General features: G+C 67.9%; 13 protein-coding genes. 4 read left to right on the top strand and 9 right to left on the bottom strand.

Translation table 11 applies throughout. From position 1 onward, the window contains the following. Positions 1 to 219: 219 nt before the first annotated feature. From dxs to OG927_RS26180, 5 genes are all read right to left on the bottom strand, one after another. Complete coding sequence (gene dxs, locus OG927_RS26200; protein WP_056791789.1) at positions 220 to 2,133, bottom strand: 1-deoxy-D-xylulose-5-phosphate synthase; 1,914 nt, start codon at positions 2,131 to 2,133, stop codon at positions 220 to 222. Between the two features lie 172 nt (positions 2,134 to 2,305). Then, positions 2,306 to 3,583 (bottom strand): sugar ABC transporter permease, encoded by a 1,278-nt coding sequence (locus OG927_RS26195; RefSeq protein WP_056791788.1) that lies wholly within the window; start codon positions 3,581 to 3,583, stop codon positions 2,306 to 2,308. Beyond that, positions 3,580 to 4,368: an ATP-binding cassette domain-containing protein gene (locus tag OG927_RS26190; protein ID WP_056791786.1), complete on the bottom strand. Its 789-nt coding sequence runs from the start codon at positions 4,366 to 4,368 to the stop codon at positions 3,580 to 3,582. The genes OG927_RS26195 and OG927_RS26190 overlap by 4 nt, the downstream gene beginning before the upstream one ends. A 189-nt stretch (positions 4,369 to 4,557) precedes the next feature. Continuing rightward, a complete protein-coding gene (locus OG927_RS26185) occupies positions 4,558 to 5,667 on the bottom strand; it encodes a sugar ABC transporter substrate-binding protein (RefSeq protein WP_056791784.1) in 1,110 nt (369 codons plus the stop codon). A gap of 121 nt (positions 5,668 to 5,788) precedes the next feature. Next, a complete protein-coding gene (locus OG927_RS26180) occupies positions 5,789 to 6,988 on the bottom strand; it encodes an ROK family transcriptional regulator (RefSeq protein WP_319100093.1) in 1,200 nt (399 codons plus the stop codon). 592 nt (positions 6,989 to 7,580) lie between these two features. On the opposite strand from OG927_RS26180, the gene OG927_RS26175 reads away from it, so the two are divergent. The 3 genes from OG927_RS26175 to OG927_RS26165 are packed head-to-tail and all read left to right on the top strand — an operon-like array spanning position 7,581 to position 11,025. After that, positions 7,581 to 9,803 (top strand): glycoside hydrolase domain-containing protein, encoded by a 2,223-nt coding sequence (locus tag OG927_RS26175; protein WP_124280797.1) that lies wholly within the window; start codon positions 7,581 to 7,583, stop codon positions 9,801 to 9,803. 14 nt (positions 9,804 to 9,817) lie between these two features. After that, on the top strand, positions 9,818 to 10,285 hold the full coding sequence (locus OG927_RS26170) for a hypothetical protein (RefSeq protein WP_056791779.1): 468 nt from the start codon (positions 9,818 to 9,820) through the stop codon (positions 10,283 to 10,285). Then, entirely contained in the window at positions 10,282 to 11,025 is a 744-nt protein-coding gene (locus OG927_RS26165; RefSeq protein ID WP_330320874.1) for a hypothetical protein, read from the top strand. The genes OG927_RS26170 and OG927_RS26165 overlap by 4 nt, the downstream gene beginning before the upstream one ends. A 156-nt stretch (positions 11,026 to 11,181) precedes the next feature. Here the strand turns inward: OG927_RS26165 and OG927_RS26160 are convergent, their stop codons facing one another. The 4 genes from OG927_RS26160 to ngcE all read right to left on the bottom strand — a co-directional run bounded on the left by OG927_RS26160 (position 11,182) and on the right by ngcE (position 15,280). Next, a complete protein-coding gene (locus OG927_RS26160) occupies positions 11,182 to 11,757 on the bottom strand; it encodes a hypothetical protein (RefSeq protein WP_330320873.1) in 576 nt (191 codons plus the stop codon). A gap of 85 nt (positions 11,758 to 11,842) precedes the next feature. Continuing rightward, entirely contained in the window at positions 11,843 to 12,760 is a 918-nt protein-coding gene (locus OG927_RS26155) for a carbohydrate ABC transporter permease (protein ID WP_056791775.1), read from the bottom strand. Positions 12,761 to 12,857: 97 nt separating this feature from the next. Then, positions 12,858 to 13,781 carry a carbohydrate ABC transporter permease gene (locus OG927_RS26150; RefSeq protein WP_056791773.1) on the bottom strand — a complete coding sequence of 308 codons (924 nt, stop codon included), beginning with the start codon at positions 13,779 to 13,781 and terminating at the stop codon, positions 12,858 to 12,860. A gap of 50 nt (positions 13,782 to 13,831) precedes the next feature. Further along, positions 13,832 to 15,280, bottom strand: a complete 1,449-nt coding sequence (gene ngcE / locus OG927_RS26145) for an N-acetylglucosamine/diacetylchitobiose ABC transporter substrate-binding protein (protein WP_056791771.1) — start codon at positions 15,278 to 15,280, stop codon at positions 13,832 to 13,834. 496 nt (positions 15,281 to 15,776) lie between these two features. Here ngcE and OG927_RS26140 point away from each other — a divergent pair, with 496 nt between their 5' ends. Further along, a complete protein-coding gene (locus OG927_RS26140; RefSeq protein WP_056791769.1) occupies positions 15,777 to 19,625 on the top strand; it encodes a GH92 family glycosyl hydrolase in 3,849 nt (1,282 codons plus the stop codon). Positions 19,626 to 19,660: the final 35 nt, after the last annotated feature.

Genomic DNA, 19,660 nt, shown 5'->3' with positions numbered 1-19,660 from the left:
GCGTCCTCGCGTTACCCGAATCACGGTCATGATCGAGACGGCGCGCGGCCCAGGGGCGGCAGGACGGCGCGATTCACCCGATGGGGCCCGGGAGAGGGAAAGCCGGGCGGCCGAACGGAGTAACGGCTCCGGGGCAGGTGGCGCACATGGCACCGCGCCCCCGCCGTCCGGGGACGGCGGGGGCGCGGTGCGGTGTGCCCGGCGGCACGGTGTTCCGGATCAGTCGCGGGCCGGCTCCACCTCGCGGCTCTCGTAGCCGCCGTCGAGCTTGGCGACCAGACCGGTGACCTGACGGGCGATGTCCGGCGCGGTCAGCCCGATCTCGGCCATGACCTCGTTGCGGGAGGCGTGGTCGAGGAAGACCGGCGGGATCCCGAAGTCGCGCAGCGGTACGTCGACCCCTGCGTCGCGCAGCGCCTGGGCGACGGCGGAGCCGACGCCACCCGCCCTGCTGTTGTCCTCGACGGTGACGACGACCCGGTGCTGGGCGGCGAGCGGGGCGAGTGCCTCGTCGACGGGCTTGACCCAGCGCGGGTCGACCACCGTCGTGGAGATGCCCTGGGCGTCCAGCAGTGCGGCGATCTCCAGGCACATCGGGGCGAGCGCGCCGACGGAGACCAGGAGGACGTCCGGCGCGTCCGTGTCCGCGCTGCGCAGGACGTCCATGCCGCCGACGGTGCCGACGGCCTTGACCGAGGGGCCGACGGCGCCCTTGGAGAAGCGGACGACGGTGGGGGCGTCGTCGACGGCGACGGCCTCGCGCAGCTGGGCGCGGACCTGGTCGGCGTCGCGCGGGGCGGCGATGCGGAGCGTCGGTACGCACTGCAGGATCGACATGTCCCACATGCCGTTGTGCGAGGCGCCGTCCGTGCCGGTGACCCCGGCCCGGTCCAGGACGAAGGTGACCCCGCACCTGTGCAGGGCGACGTCCATCAGGACCTGGTCGAAGGCCCGGTTGAGGAAGGTGGCGTACACCGCGAAGACGGGGTGCAGTCCGCCGGTGGCGAGGCCCGCCGCGGAGACCGCGCCGTGCTGCTCGGCGATCCCGACGTCGTAGATCCGGTCCGGGAACGCCTCCTCGAACTTGCCGAGGCCGACGGGCTGGAGCATGGCCGCGGTGATGGCGACGATGTCCTCGCGCTCGTGGCCGAGCTTGACCATCTCCTCGCCGAAGACCGAGGTCCAGTCCAGGCCGGAGGTGGAGATGGGCAGCCCGGTGTCCGGGTGGATCTTGCCGACCGCGTGGAAGCGGTCCGCCTCGTCCTGGAGGGCGGGGGTGTAGCCGCGGCCCTTCTCGGTGAGGCAGTGCACGATGACCGGGCCACCGAAGCGCTTGGCGCGCTGGAGGGCGGATTCCAGTGCCTCGATGTCGTGGCCGTCGATGGGGCCGACGTACTTCAGGCCGAGGTCCTCGAACATGCCCTGGGGGGCGATGAAGTCCTTGAGGCCCTTCTTCGCGCCGTGCAGGGTCTCGTACAGCGGCCTGCCGACGACGGGCGTGCGCTCCAGGAGGTCCTTGCCGCGGGCCAGGAACCGCTCGTACCCGTCGGTCGTGCGCAGGGTGGCCAGGTGGTTCGCGAGGCCGCCGATGGTCGGGGCGTACGAGCGCTCGTTGTCGTTGACGACGATGACGAGGGGGCGGTCCTTGGCGGCGGCGATGTTGTTCAGCGCCTCCCAGGCCATACCGCCGGTGAGCGCGCCGTCACCGATGACGGCGACGACGTGGTCGTCCTTCCTCAGGACCTCGTTGGCCTTGGCGAGGCCGTCGGCCCAGCCCAGCACCGTCGAGGCGTGCGAATTCTCGATGACGTCGTGCTCGGACTCGGCGCGGGACGGGTATCCGGAGAGACCGCCCTTGCTCTTGAGCTTCGAGAAGTCCTGCCGGCCGGTGAGCAGCTTGTGCACGTAGCTCTGGTGGCCGGTGTCGAAGAGGACCTTGTCCTGCGGCGACTCGAACACCCGGTGCAGGGCGATGGTCAGCTCGACCACGCCCAGGTTCGGGCCGAGGTGGCCGCCGGTCTTGGACACGGCGTCGACGAGGAAGGTACGGATCTCCTCGGCGAGCTGGTCCAGCTGCTCAAGGCTGAGCCGGTCCAGGTCGCGCGGTCCCCTGATGCGGGTCAGCAGATCCACCCGTGCCTCCTTGCGTGTGAGCTGGTCGAGCGTGTCGATCCGATGAGTCTAATGTTCCGTCGGCGGCCGCGGTCATCGGGCGGCGTATTGCTCCGCTCCGCGCCGGGTCGCGCCCGACGCGCCTGTGCCCGGCATCACGGGGATGCCGGGCACAGGCGCGCAGGTGGGACGGTCAGGCGCGACCGGCCGTCTTCTGCGTCTTGCGGGTGATGGAGTCGATGACGACCGTGACGAGAAGAACAGCACCGGTGATCATGTAGTTGATCGGAGTGGCGATGCCCTCCAGCGCGAGGCCGTACTGGATCGAGACGATCACCATGACACCGAGCAGCGCGTTCCAGGTGCGGCCCCGGCCACCGAAGAGGCTGGTTCCGCCGATGACGGCCGCGGCGATGACGTTCATCAGGAGGTCGCCGCCGCCGGAGCCCTGGTTGGCCGCCGCGATCTTGGAGGCCCAGAACAGGCCGCCGATCGCCGCGAAGGTGCCTGCGATGGCGAAGACCGAGACACGGATCGCGGTGACGTTGATGCCCGCGCGGCGGGACGCCTCGACGCTGCCGCCGAGCGCGAAGATCTTCCGCCCGTAGGAGGTGCGGCGCAGGACGAAGTCCGTACCGACCAGGACGACGAGGAAGAGGACCAGGGCCAGCGGGAGACCGCGGTACTGGTTGAACATGAACGCCGCACCGAAGCCGAACACCGCGAGGACCGCGGTGCGGATCGCGATGTCGATGATCGGCCGCGACGGGACGCCGGCGGCCTCGCGGCGGCGGGTGTCCAGGAACGCGGAGAGGAAGTACCCGATCACCGCGACGGCGGCGAGGCCGTAGGCGGCGGCGACGTCCGCGAAGTAGTACGTGGTCAGCTTGCCGACGACGCCGTCGCTGTCCAGGTTGATCGTGCCCGTGTCACCGAGCAGCTGGAGCATGAAGCCCAGCCAGAACAGCAGACCGGCCAGGGTGACGGCGAACGCCGGGGCGCCTATCCGTGCGAAGAAGAAGCCGTGGATGGCGCCGATGACCGCGCCGCTGGCGATCGCGATGAGGACGGCGAGCCACTCGTTCATGCCGTGCGTGACGCTGAGCACCGCGACGACGGCGCCCGAGACACCGCTGACCGAGCCGACCGAGAGGTCGATCTCGCCGAGCAGCAGCACGAAGATGATGCCGACGGCCATCATGCCGGTGGCCACCATCGTCACGGCGATGTCGCTGACGTTCTTCGCCGAGAGGAACTCGGAGTTCAGGCTCTGGAAGACCACGCAGATGATGAGCAGGCCGACGATCACGGGGATCGAGCCGAGGTCACCACCGCGCATCTTGCGCTTGAACTCGGTGAGGTAGCCGCCGAGGCCCTGCTCGCGCACGAGGAGCCGGGGGTCGACCGCGATGTCGGCGCCCTTGGCAGCCTCCGGGTTGACCACTGCGGTGGACGTCTTGTCGGTTGTCACTTCTGGGCCTCCGCGTTGCGCGCCGCACGACGGGTCACGGCGTTCTCCGTGGCACCCGTGATGGCGGAGATGATCTCTTCCTGCGAGGTGGTCTTCACGTCGAAGACCCCGTTGTTCCGGCCCAGCCGGAGCACGGCGACCTTGTCGGCGACGGCCTTCACATCGGCCATGTTGTGGCTGATGAGGATGACCGCGTGGCCTCGCTCGCGCAGCCGCTCGACGAGGTCGAGGACCTGCGCGGTCTGCTCGACGCCGAGCGCGGCGGTGGGCTCGTCGAGGATGACGAGCTTGGGCTCGCCCAGCATCGAGCGGGCGATGGCGACGGTCTGGCGCTGACCGCCGGAGAGCGACGCGATCGGGATGCGGACGCTCGGAATGCGGATCGACAGCGTGCTGAGGAGCTCGCGGGAGCGCCGCTCCATCTCGACCTCGTCCAGGATCCCGAACTTGCGGAGCTCCCTGCCGAGGTAGAGATTGCCGACGACGTCGATGTTGTCGCAGAGCGCGAGGTCCTGGTAGACGGTCGCGATCCCCAGGTTCTGGGCGTCGTGGGGCTTGTTGATCTGGACCGGCCGGCCGTCCCACTCGATGACTCCGTCATCGATGGGGTGGACCCCTGCGATCGTCTTGACCAGCGTTGATTTACCGGCTCCGTTGTCACCCACCAGGGCGACCACCTCACCGGCGTGGACCTCGAGCTCGACATCGGTGAGCGCCTGGACGGCACCGAATCGCTTGGAGACCCCTCGCAACGCCAACACGGGCGTAGCGGACACGTGAACCATCTCCTTCGCCGCCTGACCCGGCGGGGATACCGCGCCTGGGGGGAGGCGCGGTGGTTGAGCAGAAGAGTGAGAAAGAGCAGAAGCGTTCCGTCCGGCGCCCCGCCCGGTAGCGGGACAGTTGGTGGGCGGGGCGCCGGACAGGCTTCGGGTCCGCCCTTCCGGCCGTGCGGGCCGGTCGGGCGGTGGGGCCTACTTCAGGCCCGCGGCGTCGCAAGCGGCCTTGTACTTGGCCGTGCAGATCTCGTCGATCGTGTAGATACCGTCCTTGATGACGGTGTCGTTGATGTTCTCCTTGGTCAGCGAGACGACCGGGACGAGCACGGTGGCGATGCCCTTCGTACCGGCGTTGTCGACCTTGGACGTGGCGATGGTGTCGAGCTTCTCGCCCTTGGCGAGCGCGACGGCCATCTCCGCGGCGACGATGCCCTCCTGCGGGTACGGCTTGTAGACGCTCATGAACTGCTCACCGGTGACGATGCGCTGCACACCGGCGAGTTCGGCGTCCTGGCCGGTGACCGGCGGGAGCTTGCTGAGCCCGGCGGACTTGAGGGCCTGGATGATGCCGCCGGCCATGCCGTCGTTGGCGGAGTAGACGCCGACGATCTTGTCCTTGCCCAGGGCCGTGATCGCGCCCTCCATGTTGGAGTTGGCGTTCTCCGGCTTCCACTCCTTGGTGTCGTACTCCTTGCCGTACGTGACCTTGCCGTCGAGGACCGACTTGGCGCCCTTCTTGAAGAGCGCGGCGTTCGGGTCGGTGATCGAGCCGTTCATCATCACGATGGTCGGCTTGGCGGCGTCGCCCAGGGCCTCCAGCAGTGCCTTGCCCTGCACACGGCCGACCTCTTCGTTGTCGAAGGAGGTGTAGGCGTCGATCGGGCCCTCGGCGAGGCGGTCGAAGGCGACGACGGGGATGCCCGCGTCCTTGGCCTTCTTCACGCTGTTCTCGATCGCCTTGGCGTCGACCGCGTCGACGATGAGCGCGTCGACCTTGTTCGTGATCATGGTGTCGACCTGCTGCGCCTGCAGCGTGGCGTCCTGCTTGGCGTTGGCGTAGACGACCTCGGCCTTGCCGCCGGTCAGCTCGCCGACCTTCTTCTCGATGATCGGCTTGTCGAACTTCTCGTACCGGGCGGTCACGTTCTCGGGAAGGAGCAGACCGATCTTGAGGTCGTCGCCCTTCTTGCCCGAGTCGGTGGTGGCCTTGTCGCCCGATTCCTTGGCACTGCCGCAAGCGGCGAGCGAAACGGCCATGGTGGTGGCGGCAACGGCAACGGCGGCACGACGCATACGCATGTTCATCTTTCGAACCTCCCTGACGAGGCCGCGACGTTGCGGCCGAGGTGGCTGGAAGTCAACTCGGCTGCAACGCCAGCGTCAAGGAGTAAATCCTTAACGAGATGACAACGGTGCCATTCGTTATCTAAGTGAAGGCAGGCGTCGCAGCGGGGAGCGTGCTTTCCAAAAGGGTTGAATCCCCCATCTCGCTGAGGACGAGGGCCAGCGCACCCAGCACCTCGGCCCTGGCGCCGAGCGCGCCGGGCAGCACCGAGAGCTGTCGCGCCGCACTGGGGATGGCGTACCGCGAGACGGAGTCCCGGATGGGTCCGAGCACCAACTCCCCGGCCTCCGCGAGGGACCCGCCGAGAACGACCCTGCTCGGGTTGAGGAGATTGCAGAGGTTGGCCACCCCGCTGCCGATGTGCCGGCCCACGTCGCCGATGACCCGGCGGCAGCCCGGGTCGCCCTCGCGGGCCAGCTGGACGACCCGCTCCATCGTGAGATCGGGCCCGTGGCTGGGCTGCAGCAGGGGCAGGACGTACCGGGCGGCGGTGAAGGTCTCCAGGCAGCCGCGGTTGCCGCAGCGGCACACGGGGCCCGACTCGTCGAGCGTGATGTGCCCGATCTCGCCCGCCGTACCGCCCGGCCCGCGGTAGATGTTCCCCTCGATCACCAGACCGGCGCCGACGCCGCTGGCGACCTTGATGTAGGCGAGGTCCCTGACCCCGCGGCCGCTGCCCCAGACGAGCTCACCCAGCGCCCCGAGGTTGGCGTCGTTGTCGACGTACACCGGCACACCCAGGCGCCCCGCGAGCTCCTGGCTGGGATTGATGCCCGTCCAGCCCGGCAGGATCGAGGTGGAGCCCAGCGTGCCGGACTCGACGTCGATCGGCCCCGGCACACCCAGGCCCACGCCGATCACCTTCTCGGGACTTATCCCGGTGGTCTCGATCAGGCGGTTGACCAGCTGCTCCGCCCGGCCGAAGCCCTGGGCCGACGAGGCGTCGACGTCCAGCGGCTCCGATTCCTCGGCCAGCACCTGGTGGGCCAGGTTCCCGACGGCCACCCGAAGGTGCGTATGTCCGAAATCAACCCCTATGACGATGCCCGCGTCTCCACTCAGGGAGACGCTCCGGGCACGGCGTCCGCCCGCCGAGGTGGGGGTCACCTCGACCGTGCCGCCGTCCTTCAGTTCGCGAACGATGTTGGAGACAGTGGCCGCGGAGAGGCCGGTGCTTCTGGCGATCTCGGCCTGGGTCAGTGACCCCGCCATCCTCACCGCACGTACGACCCGCTCAAGGTTGGCCCTATGCAGAGATGTCTGCGACCCCGGAGTCTCCATCGACTCTCTCACTCCTGCCGTTTTCTCTAACATGTGAACCCTAAGCTGAGCGTTTTGGGGTGCCCCCCGTCAAGACCTTGAGCAGTCGGAGCCTCCGATGAGCACCGCGGTCCGCTTCTCGGCCGGATCGCGGCCGAAGCCCCGGCCCTTGCCTGAAACTCTCGAACGAGTGCGCGGCACGCACGGGCGCGACGGCCCACAAGGCCCGCACAAGGCCCGCACAAGGCTGCGAATCAGCCATTCCCCGAGCCGGGCACCGCGGATTTTCGCACCACCGGGCCTCGACGGCAGCGCTGCCGGGGGCGATTCACGGACAACTCTTCGCGTCCATGGATTTTTTCGAGACAGACACAAGGCCGTCCCGTCTTTTTTGCTTGGCCATGGCGTGTGCGTGACAACTAAGTTGACCAAGACACGCCGCAGCCTCCGAGGAGCCTCGGCGTGTGGCGACGTACGAGCGGGGGCGAGCGTCACGGGGGTGTCTCAACCATGCCGGAAACGGCCGACTTCGCGCAATCCGTGCGCCTCTGCGCCCTCTTCCCCCTCAGGCGTCCGCAACGTCCCTCCCAGCGTGATCGAAGGAGAGCCCGTCGTGGCCGACGAGATGGTGCGCAAGGCGCAGCAGTTCATCAATGGCGTGTATGGAGGAAAGCTCGGCATCGACCGCCTGCCGGAGACCGGGGAGACCGGCTGGTCGACCATGTTCGCCCTGACCCGCGCCCTGCAGTACGAACTGGGCATCACCAGCCTGTCCGACGCGTTCGGTCCCACCACACTGAACACCCTCACCTCGAAGTATCCGGTGCTCAATGGGGCCACGGTGCCCTCGGAGAACTTCACGAAGATCATCCAGGCGGGCCTGTACTGCAAGGGCTACGACGGCGGTGACATCGACGGCACGTACAACTCCCGTGTGGCGTCGTCGATGGCCCGCCTGAAGCAGAACATGGGGGTGGACTTCGTCTACCCCGGCGGCAACCTCGTGCCGAAGGTGTTCAAGGGCCTCCTCAACATGGACGCCTATGTCACCGCGAACGGCGGTACGGAGACCGTGCGGGCGGTACAGCGGTGGCTCAACGGCTCGTACGTGACCCGCCGGGACTTCTACGTCATCCCGGCCGACGGCAACCACTCGCGCGATGTCGCGAAGTCGATGCTCTTCGCCGTCCAGTACGAGCTCGGCATGGCCGACGGCACGGCCAACGGCGTCTTCGGGCCGGGCACCCAGAGCGGACTCAAGGGCCACACCGTGGCCACCGGCGACTCCGGCCCCTGGGTGCAGCTGTTCTCGGCCGGCATGGTGCTCAACCAGCGTCCGGGCGTGGCCTTCGCGGGCACCTTCACCAGCTCCCTGGCCTCGGCCGTGTCCTCCTTCCAGTCGTTCGTGAAGCTGCCCGTCACGGGTACCGGCAACTTCTCGACGTGGGCCTCGCTCCTGGTGTCCTACGGCGACCAGGAGCGCAGCGGAGAGGCCTGCGACGGGGTCACGAAGATCACCGCGGCGCGTGCCGCCACCCTGAAGGCCCAGGGCATCACCTACATAGGCCGCTACCTCACCAACCCGATCCCGGACGACCCGGATCTCCCGGAGAAGGAGATCCAGCCCGGAGAGCTGCAGACCATCGCCGACAACGGCCTGCGCTGCTTCCCGATCTACCAGACCTTCGGCCGCTCCGCCGCGAACTTCAGCTATCCGCAGGGGCGCGCGGCGGGACAGGCGGGGATCAACGCGGCGCTCGACCACGGTTTCAAGACGGGCAGCCGGATCTTCTTCGCGGTGGACTTCGACGCCCTGGACGAGGACGTCACCCGTAACGTCCTCCCGCACTTCAAGGGCATCCAGGACGCGATAGCCGACGACGGCGACCGCTTCGGCATCGGCGTCTACGGACCGCGCAACGTCTGCACCCGGGTCGGGGAGGCGGGCCACGCCACCGCGTCGTTCGTATCCGACATGTCGTCGGGCTTCTCCGGCAACTTCGGCTACCCGCTGCCGGCGAACTGGGCCTACGACCAGATCGTCACCCGCACCGTGGGCAGCGGGGCCGGGTCGATCAACATCGACATCAACATCGCCTCGGGCCGGGACAGCGGCCAGGGCTCGTTCAACGCCCCGCGCGGTCAGCTCCCCGACACCTCGCTGGACTCCGACCTCATCGCGGCCATGCGGACCGATGTCGGCAAGTACATGGAGTCCATAGGCTTCCCCAACGACGGAGGCCTGCGGTCCCACACCCACGAGGAGTGCTTCCGCCGCGTGGTCCTGGAGTACGACAGCGTCACCACCCTGCTCGCCTACCGCTACAACATGCGCAAGGCGCTGGTCCAGACGACCGCGTACTGGGAGATGCGGCACATCGACCCGGTCGACCTGTCCGTCGACGCGGAGGTCGCCCTCGAGTTCCTCACGACCAGGAGCTTCCGTGACAGCTCCACCGGCATCGGCCAGATATTCGGCAAGACAGCGGTCCTGGCCTGGAACAACGCCATCCGGAAGGGCTATGCGGAGGGCACCATCCGCGACGTCGGCAACGACGAGGACAAGTACAACATCTGGGCCGACTGCCGCCACGACGACCAGTTCTCCATGTCGACCGTGCCGCTGATCCACCTGTGGAACGCCGACGGGGCACCGGGGGCGAATCCCGAGGAGACGCCGCTGCGCTCGATGCGCCTGAACTACACGGAGTCGGAGATCTTCCAGATCCTCCGGAGGTACCAGGGCACCAACGCCGAGGCCATCGAGCACGCCCGGCAGCGGATGGCGCTCTACCAGATCATGGAGAAGTACAACTCCATCTCCCGGAACAACTGACAAGGCTCCGTCGCATGCTGGTGACAGACTCCTCCGACGACCTCTACATCGGTCTCGTGTTCCTGCTGACCCCGCTGGGCATCGGCCTCACCCTGTGGATGGCCGTCCGCGGTCTGCGGCTGCTGCTCGCAAGACGCGGCGGGCGCGACGCGCACACCGTCGTCAGGGGCGCCGCAGCCGCAGCGTGGGCCTGCACGTTCGGCTTCTACACGTGGGGCCTGCTGCATTTCGTGACCCTGGACGAGAGCCGTCAGGCACAGGCCTGTCAGGAACGGCTCGGGACGGAGCAGGCCCGGTCCGTCGACGGGTACGAGTACGCGTTCCTGCCCCTGGAGTTCAGGTGCCGCCTCACCGGCGGGCAGACGTACGACGCCGTCGTACCCGGATACGTGAATCCCGCGGCGGGGCTCTTCGGCGTCACCGCCGTCGCACTGACCTACGCCGCACGCCCGAAGAACTGGCTCAAGGAGACGAAGAAGTGACCGTGAACATTTCCCGCCGGACCGCTCTGAGGCGTGCGGCGTTCGTGGCGGCGGCCGCCGCCGTCGGCTCGCAGGTGCTGTCCGCTCCCGCCCGCGCGGCGGACCGCGCACCGGACCCGGAGACCGTACGCAGGGAGGCAGCGAAGGCGCAGGAGCGCAACAAACGGGTGCTGAGCGGCGTCCCGTCGAAGAACGGCTGGGAGATGGAGAAGCTCGCCGACGACCGCGGCAGCGTCTACACCAGACCCGTTCCGGGGACGCCTCTCGAAGGTGTGAGGATGCGCATGGGGGACGTCGAGACGGTCCTCGTCCATGTGATCACCCGGTTCCACTACGAGATCGGCTCCCTGCGCGCGGGCGAGGTGACCGGCTGGCAGGCACCGGGTTCCGTGCGCAAGGGCCTCTCCGAGTCCAATCTGGCCTCCGGCACGGCGGTGCGGATCCGGCCCGGGTCCTATCCCTCCGGCGCGCGCGGGGGCTTCTTCCCCCTGGAGGAGCTGGTGGTCCGCGACATCCTCGCCGAGTGCGGGGGTGTGGTGCGCTGGGGTGGTGACGACCGCAAGCCGGACGAGTCGCTCTTCTCCCTCGACGTACCGCCGGGTGACGAGCGCCTGAAGGAGACCGCGGCCCGGATCCGCGGCTGGAACCACACTCCGGGGCTGGGCGCCGGGGCTCCGGTGGACCCGCTGCAGTCGCAGCGGCGCAGGGCCGCCGAGCGGCTGGCGGCCCAGCAGGCCTGAGACGACGGCTCCTGACGCGGAAGGCCGTGCCCGGTCCGGGCACGGCCTTCCGTGTTCCGCACCGGCGGCAGTGGGCGGGTTCCCGGGGCCCGCGGGCCACAACGTGGCGCCGCCCTCCTCCGGCCCTGCGGGAGTGGGACACGGGGCGCCGGCGGCTCAGCCCGGCTCCCCCGCCGCCGTGCGCCGCTTGCGGTGGAGGAGGACGGAGACGAGGCCGCAACCGAGCGTGAGCAGCAGCAGGACGGCGAGGGCCGGGTTGATGCAACCGGGGATCACGACGGAGAAGTCGCTCCCGTCCGACGTCTCGCACACGAGCCGCAGGGGGACGAAGTCGCCCCTGCGGCCGACGAGGCGCGGTGTTCCCCCGGGGCGGTTCCGCTCGCACTCCATCGCCTGCTCCTGGTCTTCGAGGAACAGGACGTGGAGGCACCCCCACAGATAGAGGGCCAGCGCCGCGGCGGCCGCCGCGAGAGAGAGGTCCCGCCACCGGGCGGGCGGGGTGTACCGCCGGCGGGCCCGCGGGGAGAGGCGTGAGCACAGGTACGCGGTGAGGCCGAGCATGGCCGGCGCACCGGTGAGCAGCACGACGAGCAGGACTCCGACGTCGTGCCCCTGCCAGGGGTCGGATGCGGTGATCAGGGGGACTCCGGACTCTCGGACGACGGAGTGACGCCTCTCCGGGCCGGCGCCGGGCGGCGGATGCGCCCGGCCCGCGGGCAAAGGGCCGTACACACGTGCGCCGGCCGGACGGCGGCGGAGGACCGCGCCCGTGCGGGCGCCGTCTTCCGCGGCCGTCCGGCCGGCGGACTTCCGAGGGCTACTTGAGCGCCCCCGCCGTCAGACCCGCGACCACCTGCCGCTGGAAGACGATGTACGCCACCAGGACCGGCAGCATCGCCATGACCAGCCCGGCGAAGAGGCCGGACCAGTCCCCCTTGTACCCCTGGCTGGTGGCCAGTTCGACCAGGCCCTGGGAGAGCACCTTGCCGTCCGGATCGGTGTTGAGCACCGTCGGAAGCATGTACTGGTTCCACTGGCCGAGGAAGTTGAAGATGCCGACGCTGATCAGACCGGGCTTGGCCATCGGCAGCATCACCTGGAAGAACGTCCGGGTGTGCGAGGCCCCGTCGAGCATCGCCGCTTCCGCGATCGAGGTCGGCAGGGTCCGGAAGAACGAGGTGAGGAAGAAGACGGTGAACGGCAGGGAGTACGCGATGTAGACCAGGATCAGCCCGTGCACCGAGTTGAGCAGGCCCATGTTGTTCATGACGAAGAACAGCGGGACCAGCGCCAGGATGATCGGGAAGCTCATCCCGCCGATGAAGAGGAAGTAGATGAAGCGGTTCCCGGGGAATTCGAACCGCGCCAGCACGTACGCCGCCATCGAGCCGAGCAGCAGGGTGCCGATGAGCGATCCGCCCACCACCAGGATGGTGTTGAAGAAGTAGTCGCTCATGTGGGCCTGGGTCCAGGCCCGTGACCAGTTCTCGAAGTGCAGCTTGTCCGGCAGCGCCCACGGCGTCGACAGGATCGAGTCGTCGGTCTTGAAGGAGGCCATCACCGCCCAGAGCAGCGGCATGACGACGAGCACCGCCCAGATGACCAGCACACCGTGCGAGAAGACGTTGAGGACCTTGCCCTCGCTGCTCTTCGCCGGCTCGCCGCCCGGGCCGTCCGTCTTCGCCACCGGCGAGCGCTGAGCCGGAACGGCGGGAGGAGTCTCAGTGACCTTCACGTGTGCTCACCTCGTACAGCTGTCGAGCCGGCCACCGGGACCGAACTGTTGTGCGTGCCGCCGGTATCCCGGTCGTCGTACCCCGCAACGACCGTCATCAGTACTCCAGCCGCTCGCGCCGGCCGAGCCGCATCACGACGGCCGCGAAGAGCATCGTCACGATCAGCAGCCCGACACCGATGGTGGTCGCGTAGCCGGCCTGGGCGTCGCGGAAGGCCGTCTGGTAGACGTACAGCGGCAGGACGGTGGTGGAGTAGTCAGGACCGCCCGGCCCCACCGTCATGACCTGTACGGCGGTGAACGCCTCCACCCCGAGCGCCAGGATGCCCATGTAGACCCAGCCGGACTGCACGGTGTCCCAGAGCAGCGGCAGCGTGATCTTGAAGAACGTCGTGATGCGGCTGGCCCCGTCGAGCAGGGCCGCCTCGTAGAAGTCCTTCGGGATGGACGCCATCCCGGCGGAGAAGAGGACGACGAAGAATCCCACCGTCGACCAGATCAGCACCACCATCACGCAGTAGAGCGCGAGGTCGGGGTCGCCGAGCCAGTCCGGCTGGAGGCTGTTGAGGCCGACCGCCTTCAGCGTCGAGTTCAGCATGCCCGAGGTCGGGTTGAACGCGAACTGGAAGAGCAGGGCCACGATCACGATCGACAGGACCTGCGGGAAGAAGTACGCGATCTTGTAGAACGAGGAGCCCCGCACGCCGGCGATCGCGGCGTTCTTGCGCCGTCGACCGCCGACGTTGAGCATGAAGGCGAAGAAGAGCGCCAGGCCCAGCGTCACCAGCGGCAGCAGCAGCACGAGCAGCACACTGTGCTGCAGCGACTTCCAGAAGATCTCGTCGTCGAGCATCCGGCTGTAGTTGTCGAAGCCGACCATCTTGAAGTCCGGACTCAGCCCGGTCCAGTCCGTGAACGAGTAGTAGATGGACTGGGCGAAGGGCCAGATGACGAAGATGGCGTACAACGCCAGCGGGGCTACCAGGAACCCCACGATGAACCGGTACTTGCCGTGCTGCATCTTTTACCGACCCCGATCTCTGAGCGGGTGCCGCCGCTGGTGACGGTTGCTCACTGGTGCTTGTAGTGCTTGATGGACTGGTCCTTGGCCGCGGCGTCCGCGAAGCCCTGGATCTTCTTGATGGTCTCCGCCGGGGTCGCGCGGCCGGCCATCATCTCGCCGATCCCGGCGATACCGATCTGCTCCTTCTGCAGCTTGACGTACCAGTCCTGCAGCCGCGGGTTGACCACGTTGTCGCCGGCCTTCTTCAGCACGTCGACACCGGACTGCATGGCGGTGGACAGGGTCAGTCCGTCGGTGCCGCCGTTGAAGGCACTGAGCGACTTCACCTGCTGCGTGAAGTTCTTGGAGGACTCCTCGGAGAGCATGATGCGCAGCTGCTCCATCGCACCCTCGGGGTTCTTCGCCTTCGACGGGACGATGAAGGGCTCACCGCCGGAGGCCCAGATGGTGCCGTAGGGCAGCGCGTCGGACGCGTCCAGGCTGGACGGCGCCCCCACCATCATCTTGAAGTCCTCGGGCGTGGTCGGCGCGGCCTCGTTCTCCACCCACGAACCGTTCGGGATGAAGAGGGCCTTGCCCTTGGTCCACTGGGTCTGCGACTCGATGTGCGTCAGACCCGGGGTGCCCTTGAGGATGTAGCCCTTCTGGAAGAGCTCGTAGTACGCCTCGAACGCGGCCTTGACGGCCGGGTCCTTCCAGGCGTTCGGCTCCAGGTTGTCGATCTTGTCGAGGACCTCGCGGCCGCCGATCTTGCCGATGAAGGGGTAGAGCGAGAACGGCAGGTAGTACGGGTACTTGCCGGGGTACGTCCAGCCGGCGATGCCCTTCTTCTTCGCCTTCGCGCAGAGGGCGAGCATGTCGTCCCAGGTCTCCGGGTACGCGGAGTCGAGCTTCTCGAGGTTGGTCTGGGAGTACCAGACGCCGTAGACCGTGTACGCGTAGTACATGATCCAGACCGGGTCGCCGTCGAACTGGCCCATCTCCAGCACACCGGGACGCAGCGTGTCGCGGACCTTCTTGGCCGGGTCGTCGTAGGACGGGGCGTCCATCAGCGGCGTCAGGTCGAGCAGTTGCTTCTTCCCGACGAGGACACCCATGTCCATCTGCTCGGCGCCCGAGTTGTCGATCAGGTCCGGCGGCGTGCCGCCGTTGAAGCGCGGCTGCAGCTGCGACTGGATCTTCTGGGTCGCGGCGTGCTTGACCTTCGGAGCCTTGGGGAAGGCCTCGTTGTACTTCTTCTCCGCGTCGATGGCGTACTGCTCGCCGAAGCCGCCGTTGAAGATGACGACCTCGAGAGCCGCGGTCTCATTGACACCGAGCGGGTTCTTCGCGGTCGTCTTGCCCTTGGTGACCTTTTCGTCGCTCCCGCTGTCGCCGCTCGCGCAGGCGGAAAGGAAGCTCATCGTCGGAACAGCGATCAGGCCGAGTGCGGCAGACCGCTTGATCAGACTGCGACGGCCAAGGCCCTCATTGTTGTGGGCGGAGGTGGATCCCATGCTCAAGTCCTCGCCTTCTCCAGGACTCAGGCGGTGTACCGGTCACCCGTCGTGAATTCGCCTCAGGCGAAGGGCCCCGCCACCGCGTTCAGTTGCGCTTGGGTCGTGCAGATTGCCGGATTTCCAGGTGCAGCGGAGAGTTCCGGGAGACCGTACAGCGGGATGCCTCGGGCACCCCGCAACCGTTCCCCCTCCCCCGCGTCCGCGGACCGTACGGAACGGCCTGTGCAGACGCCGACAGGTATAGTCCACTTGCCGCCAACTCAGCAAGATCGAATGCAGGTTTGAGCGGCAGTCTTTCCCGAGTTGAGACCTCACCGGCTCCTCGGCACCGTGCGCCCTCGTACCGGAACGCTCATTTCCGGATTACGGTCGATTCGCCCGGGCGACCCCGCGCAACACCCTTGACACATCCGGCCACTTGGCTCCCTACTGGAACACGTATCCCGTAATGACAACGTTGTCCATGCACCGCCCCCGGGAGGAACGGCTCCGTATGCAGCCCCTACGTGGTCTTCAGCAAGGCTCTCGAAAGAGACAAAGCCACTCCGCCGCGGTGATCGCGGCTTCTCTCGTCCTCGTCGCGGCAGTCCCCACCGCGGCCTTCGCGCAACCGTCCGGAGCCACGCAGAAGCCCTCCGGGAAAGCGTCGTTCAGCTCCTCCTTCGAGGACGACGAAAAGCTTCCGGACTGGCGCAATACCGTTGAAGAAGGGCCGGACGGAAAGAAAAGGGCATCGGGTGTCGATGGCGGCTTCTCCGCCGGAATACCGGGCAATGTCACCGATCAGGTCACCGAGGTGCGCGCCAGCGGCGAGAACGCCGGCGGCGGCGAGGTGAAGGAAAACCTGGCCGACGTCGAATCAGGCACCAAGTGGCTGGCTTTCGCTTCCTCCGGCTGGGCCGAATTCGATCTTGCCGAGCCCGTCAAGGTCGTGACGTACGCGCTCACTTCCGCCAATGACCACGCGGAGCGCGACCCCAGGGACTGGACCCTGAAGGGTTCCACCGACGGAAAGACCTGGACGGATCTGGACACCCGGACCGGTCAGACCTTCTCCGAGCGCTTCCAGACCAAGTCGTACGATTTCACGACCGATACCGCCTACCAGCATTTCCGGCTGGAGATCACGAAGAACAACGGGTCGTCGGACGCGCTCCAGCTCGCCGACGTCCAGTTCTCCGACGGCGACACCACGGCCCCGGCGCCCGCCGACATGCGCAGCCTCGTCGACCGCGGCCCGTCCGGCTCTCCCACCGCCAAGTCGGGTGCGGGCTTCACCGGAAAGAAGGCCCTGCGCTACGCGGGCACGCACAAGCCGGACGGCCACGCGTACTCGTACAACAAGGTCTTCGACGTCGACACCGCCGTCACCAAGGACACCCAGCTCTCCTATCTGGTCTACCCCCAGATGACCGAGACGGACCTCAGCTACCCGGCGACGCACATCGCCGTGGACCTGGCCTTCACCGACGGCACGTACCTGAGCGGGCTGAAGGCCACCGACAGCCACGGCGGGCTGCTGACCCCGCAGGGCCAGGCCGACGCCAAGCGGCTGTACGTGAACCAGTGGAACAGCGTCGCCTCACGCATCGGCACGGTCGCGGCCGGCAAGACCGTCGACCGGATCCTGGTGGCGTACGACTCCCCCAAGGGCCCCTCGAAGTTCCAGGGCTGGATCGACGACATCACGATCGCCCCGAAGGCCCCGGAGAAGCGCAAGGCGCACCTCTCGGACTACGCCTCGACGGTCCGCGGCACCAACTCCAGCGGCGGCTTCTCGCGCGGCAACAACTTCCCCGCGACCGCGGTCCCGCACGGCTTCAACTTCTGGACACCGGTCACCAACGCCGGCTCCACGAGCTGGCTGTACGACTACTCGCGCGGCAACAACGCGGACAACCTGCCGACGCTGCAGGCCTTCAGCGCCAGCCATGAGCCGAGCCCCTGGATGGGGGACCGCCAGACCTTCCAGATGATGCCGTCGGCGGCCTCCGGGACCCCCGACGCCTCCCGCACGGCCCGCGGGCTGCCGTTCCGCCACGAGAACGAGACGGCGACCCCGCACTACTACGGGGTGACGTTCGAGAACGGCCTGAAGGCCGAGATGACACCCACCGACCACGCGGCGCGGATGAGGTTCACCTACCCCGGTGACGACGCGAGCCTGGTCTTCGACAACGTCGACAACCGGGGCGGTCTCACCCTCGACGCGGAGACGGGTTCCTTCACCGGCTACTCCGACGTGAAGAGCGGCGGCTCCACCGGCGCCACCCGGCTCTTCGTGTACGGCGTCTTCGACTCGCCCGTCACCGACAGCGGAAAGCTGAAGGGCGGCGGCGGTGACAACGTGACCGGCTTCTTCCGCTTCGACGCGGGCAAGGACCGCACGGTCAACCTCCGCCTGGCCACCTCACTGATCAGCGTCGACCAGGCGAAGGACAACCTCGCCATGGAGCTGCCGGAGAAGGCCTCCTTCGACAAGGTGAGGAAGAACGCGCAGAAGGCCTGGGACAAGATCCTGGGCAAGGTCGAGGTCGAGGGCGCCAACGCCGACCAGCTGACCACGCTCTACTCCAGCCTGTACCGGCTCTACCTCTACCCGAACTCGGGCTTCGAGCAGGTCGACGGGAAGAGCACCTACGCGAGCCCGTTCTCGCCGCAGACCGGGACCGACACCCCGACCCACACCGGGTCCAAGATCGTCAAGGGTGAGGTGTACGTCAACAACGGCTTCTGGGACACCTACCGGACGACCTGGCCGGCGTACTCCTTCCTCACCCCGAAGCAGGCCGGGAAGATGGTCGACGGCTTCGTCCAGCAGTACAAGGACGGCGGCTGGATCTCCCGCTGGTCCTCCCCCGGCTACTCCGACCTGATGACCGGCACCAGCTCCGACGTGGCCTTCGCCGACGCCTACGTCAAGGGCGTCGACTTCGACGCCGAGGCGGCGTACGACGCGGCGGTCAAGAACGCCACGGTGGTCCCGCCGTCCTCGGGAGTCGGGCGCAAGGGGATGGACACCTCGGTGTTCACCGGCTACGCCAACACCTCGACCCATGAGGGACTCTCCTGGTCGCTGGAGGGCTACCTCAACGACTACGGCATCGCGCAGATGGGCGAGGCGCTCTACAAGAAGACGAAGAAGCAGCGCTACAAGGAGGAGTCCGCGTACTTCCTGAACCGCGCGCAGAACTACGTCAAGCTCTTCGACGACAAGGCCGGCTTCTTCCAGGGCAAGAAGGCCAACGGCGACTGGCGCCTGCCCTCGGACCAGTACGACCCGCGGGTCTGGGGCTACGACTACACCGAGACCAACGGCTGGGGTTACGCCTTCACCGCCCCGCAGGACAGCCGGGGCCTGGCCAACCTGTACGGCGGCCGCGGCGGGCTCGCCGAGAAGCTGGACACGTACTTCTCGACCCCCGAGACCGCCGGACCCGAGTTCGTCGGGTCGTACGGCGGAGTCATCCACGAGATGACGGAGGCGCGTGACGTGCGGATGGGCCAGTACGGCCACAGCAACCAGGTCGCGCACCACGCCACGTACATGTACAACGCCGCCTCGCAGCCCTGGAAGACCCAGGAGAAGGTCCGCGAGGTCCTCGGCCGGCTGTACACGGGCAGCGAGATCGGCCAGGGCTACCACGGCGACGAGGACAACGGCGAGCAGTCGGCCTGGTTCCTCTTCTCCTCGCTCGGCTTCTACCCGCTGGTCATGGGCAGTGGTGAGTACGCGATCGGCTCGCCGCTCTTCACCAAGACGACGGTGCACCTGGAGAACGGCCGCGAGCTGGTCGTCAAGGCTCCGAAGAACAGCGCGAAGAACATCTACGTCCAGGGCCTGAAGGTCAACGGCAAGAAGTGGACGTCCACCGCTCTGCCGCACGACCTGCTGGCCAAGGGCGGCGTGCTGGAGTTCGACATGGGCTCCAGGCCCTCGGCATGGGGCACGGGCAAGAACGCGGCCCCGGTGTCCATCACCGACGACGACAAGACGCCCGCCCCCAGGGGCGACGTGCTCAAGGGCGACGGCGCGCTGTACGACAACACCTCGGCCACCTCAGCCCCGGTCGAGTCGGTGGACCTGCCGGTGGCCTCGGCCACGAAGGCCGTCCAGTACACGCTGACGTCGTCCGCGGCGGCGAAGGCGCCGACGGGCTGGGTGCTCCAGGGCTCCTCGGACGGTACGACCTGGAAGGACCTCGACAAGCGGTCCGGCCAGACGTTCGCCTGGGACAAGCAGACCCGGGCGTTCTCGGTGGACGCGCCGGGCTCGTACGCGAAGTACCGGCTGGTGAGCTCGGCGGCGGCGACGCTGGCGGAGATCGAGCTGATCTCCTGACCGTCGCCTGAGCGGAGTCATCGGGCCGGGGGCGG

The sequence above is a fragment of the Streptomyces clavifer genome (assembly GCF_036345975.1).
Lineage (GTDB): Bacteria > Actinomycetota > Actinomycetes > Streptomycetales > Streptomycetaceae > Streptomyces > Streptomyces clavifer.
Note: the sequence above shows the minus strand (reverse complement) of the source record. Positions and strands in the feature narration are given on the sequence as shown.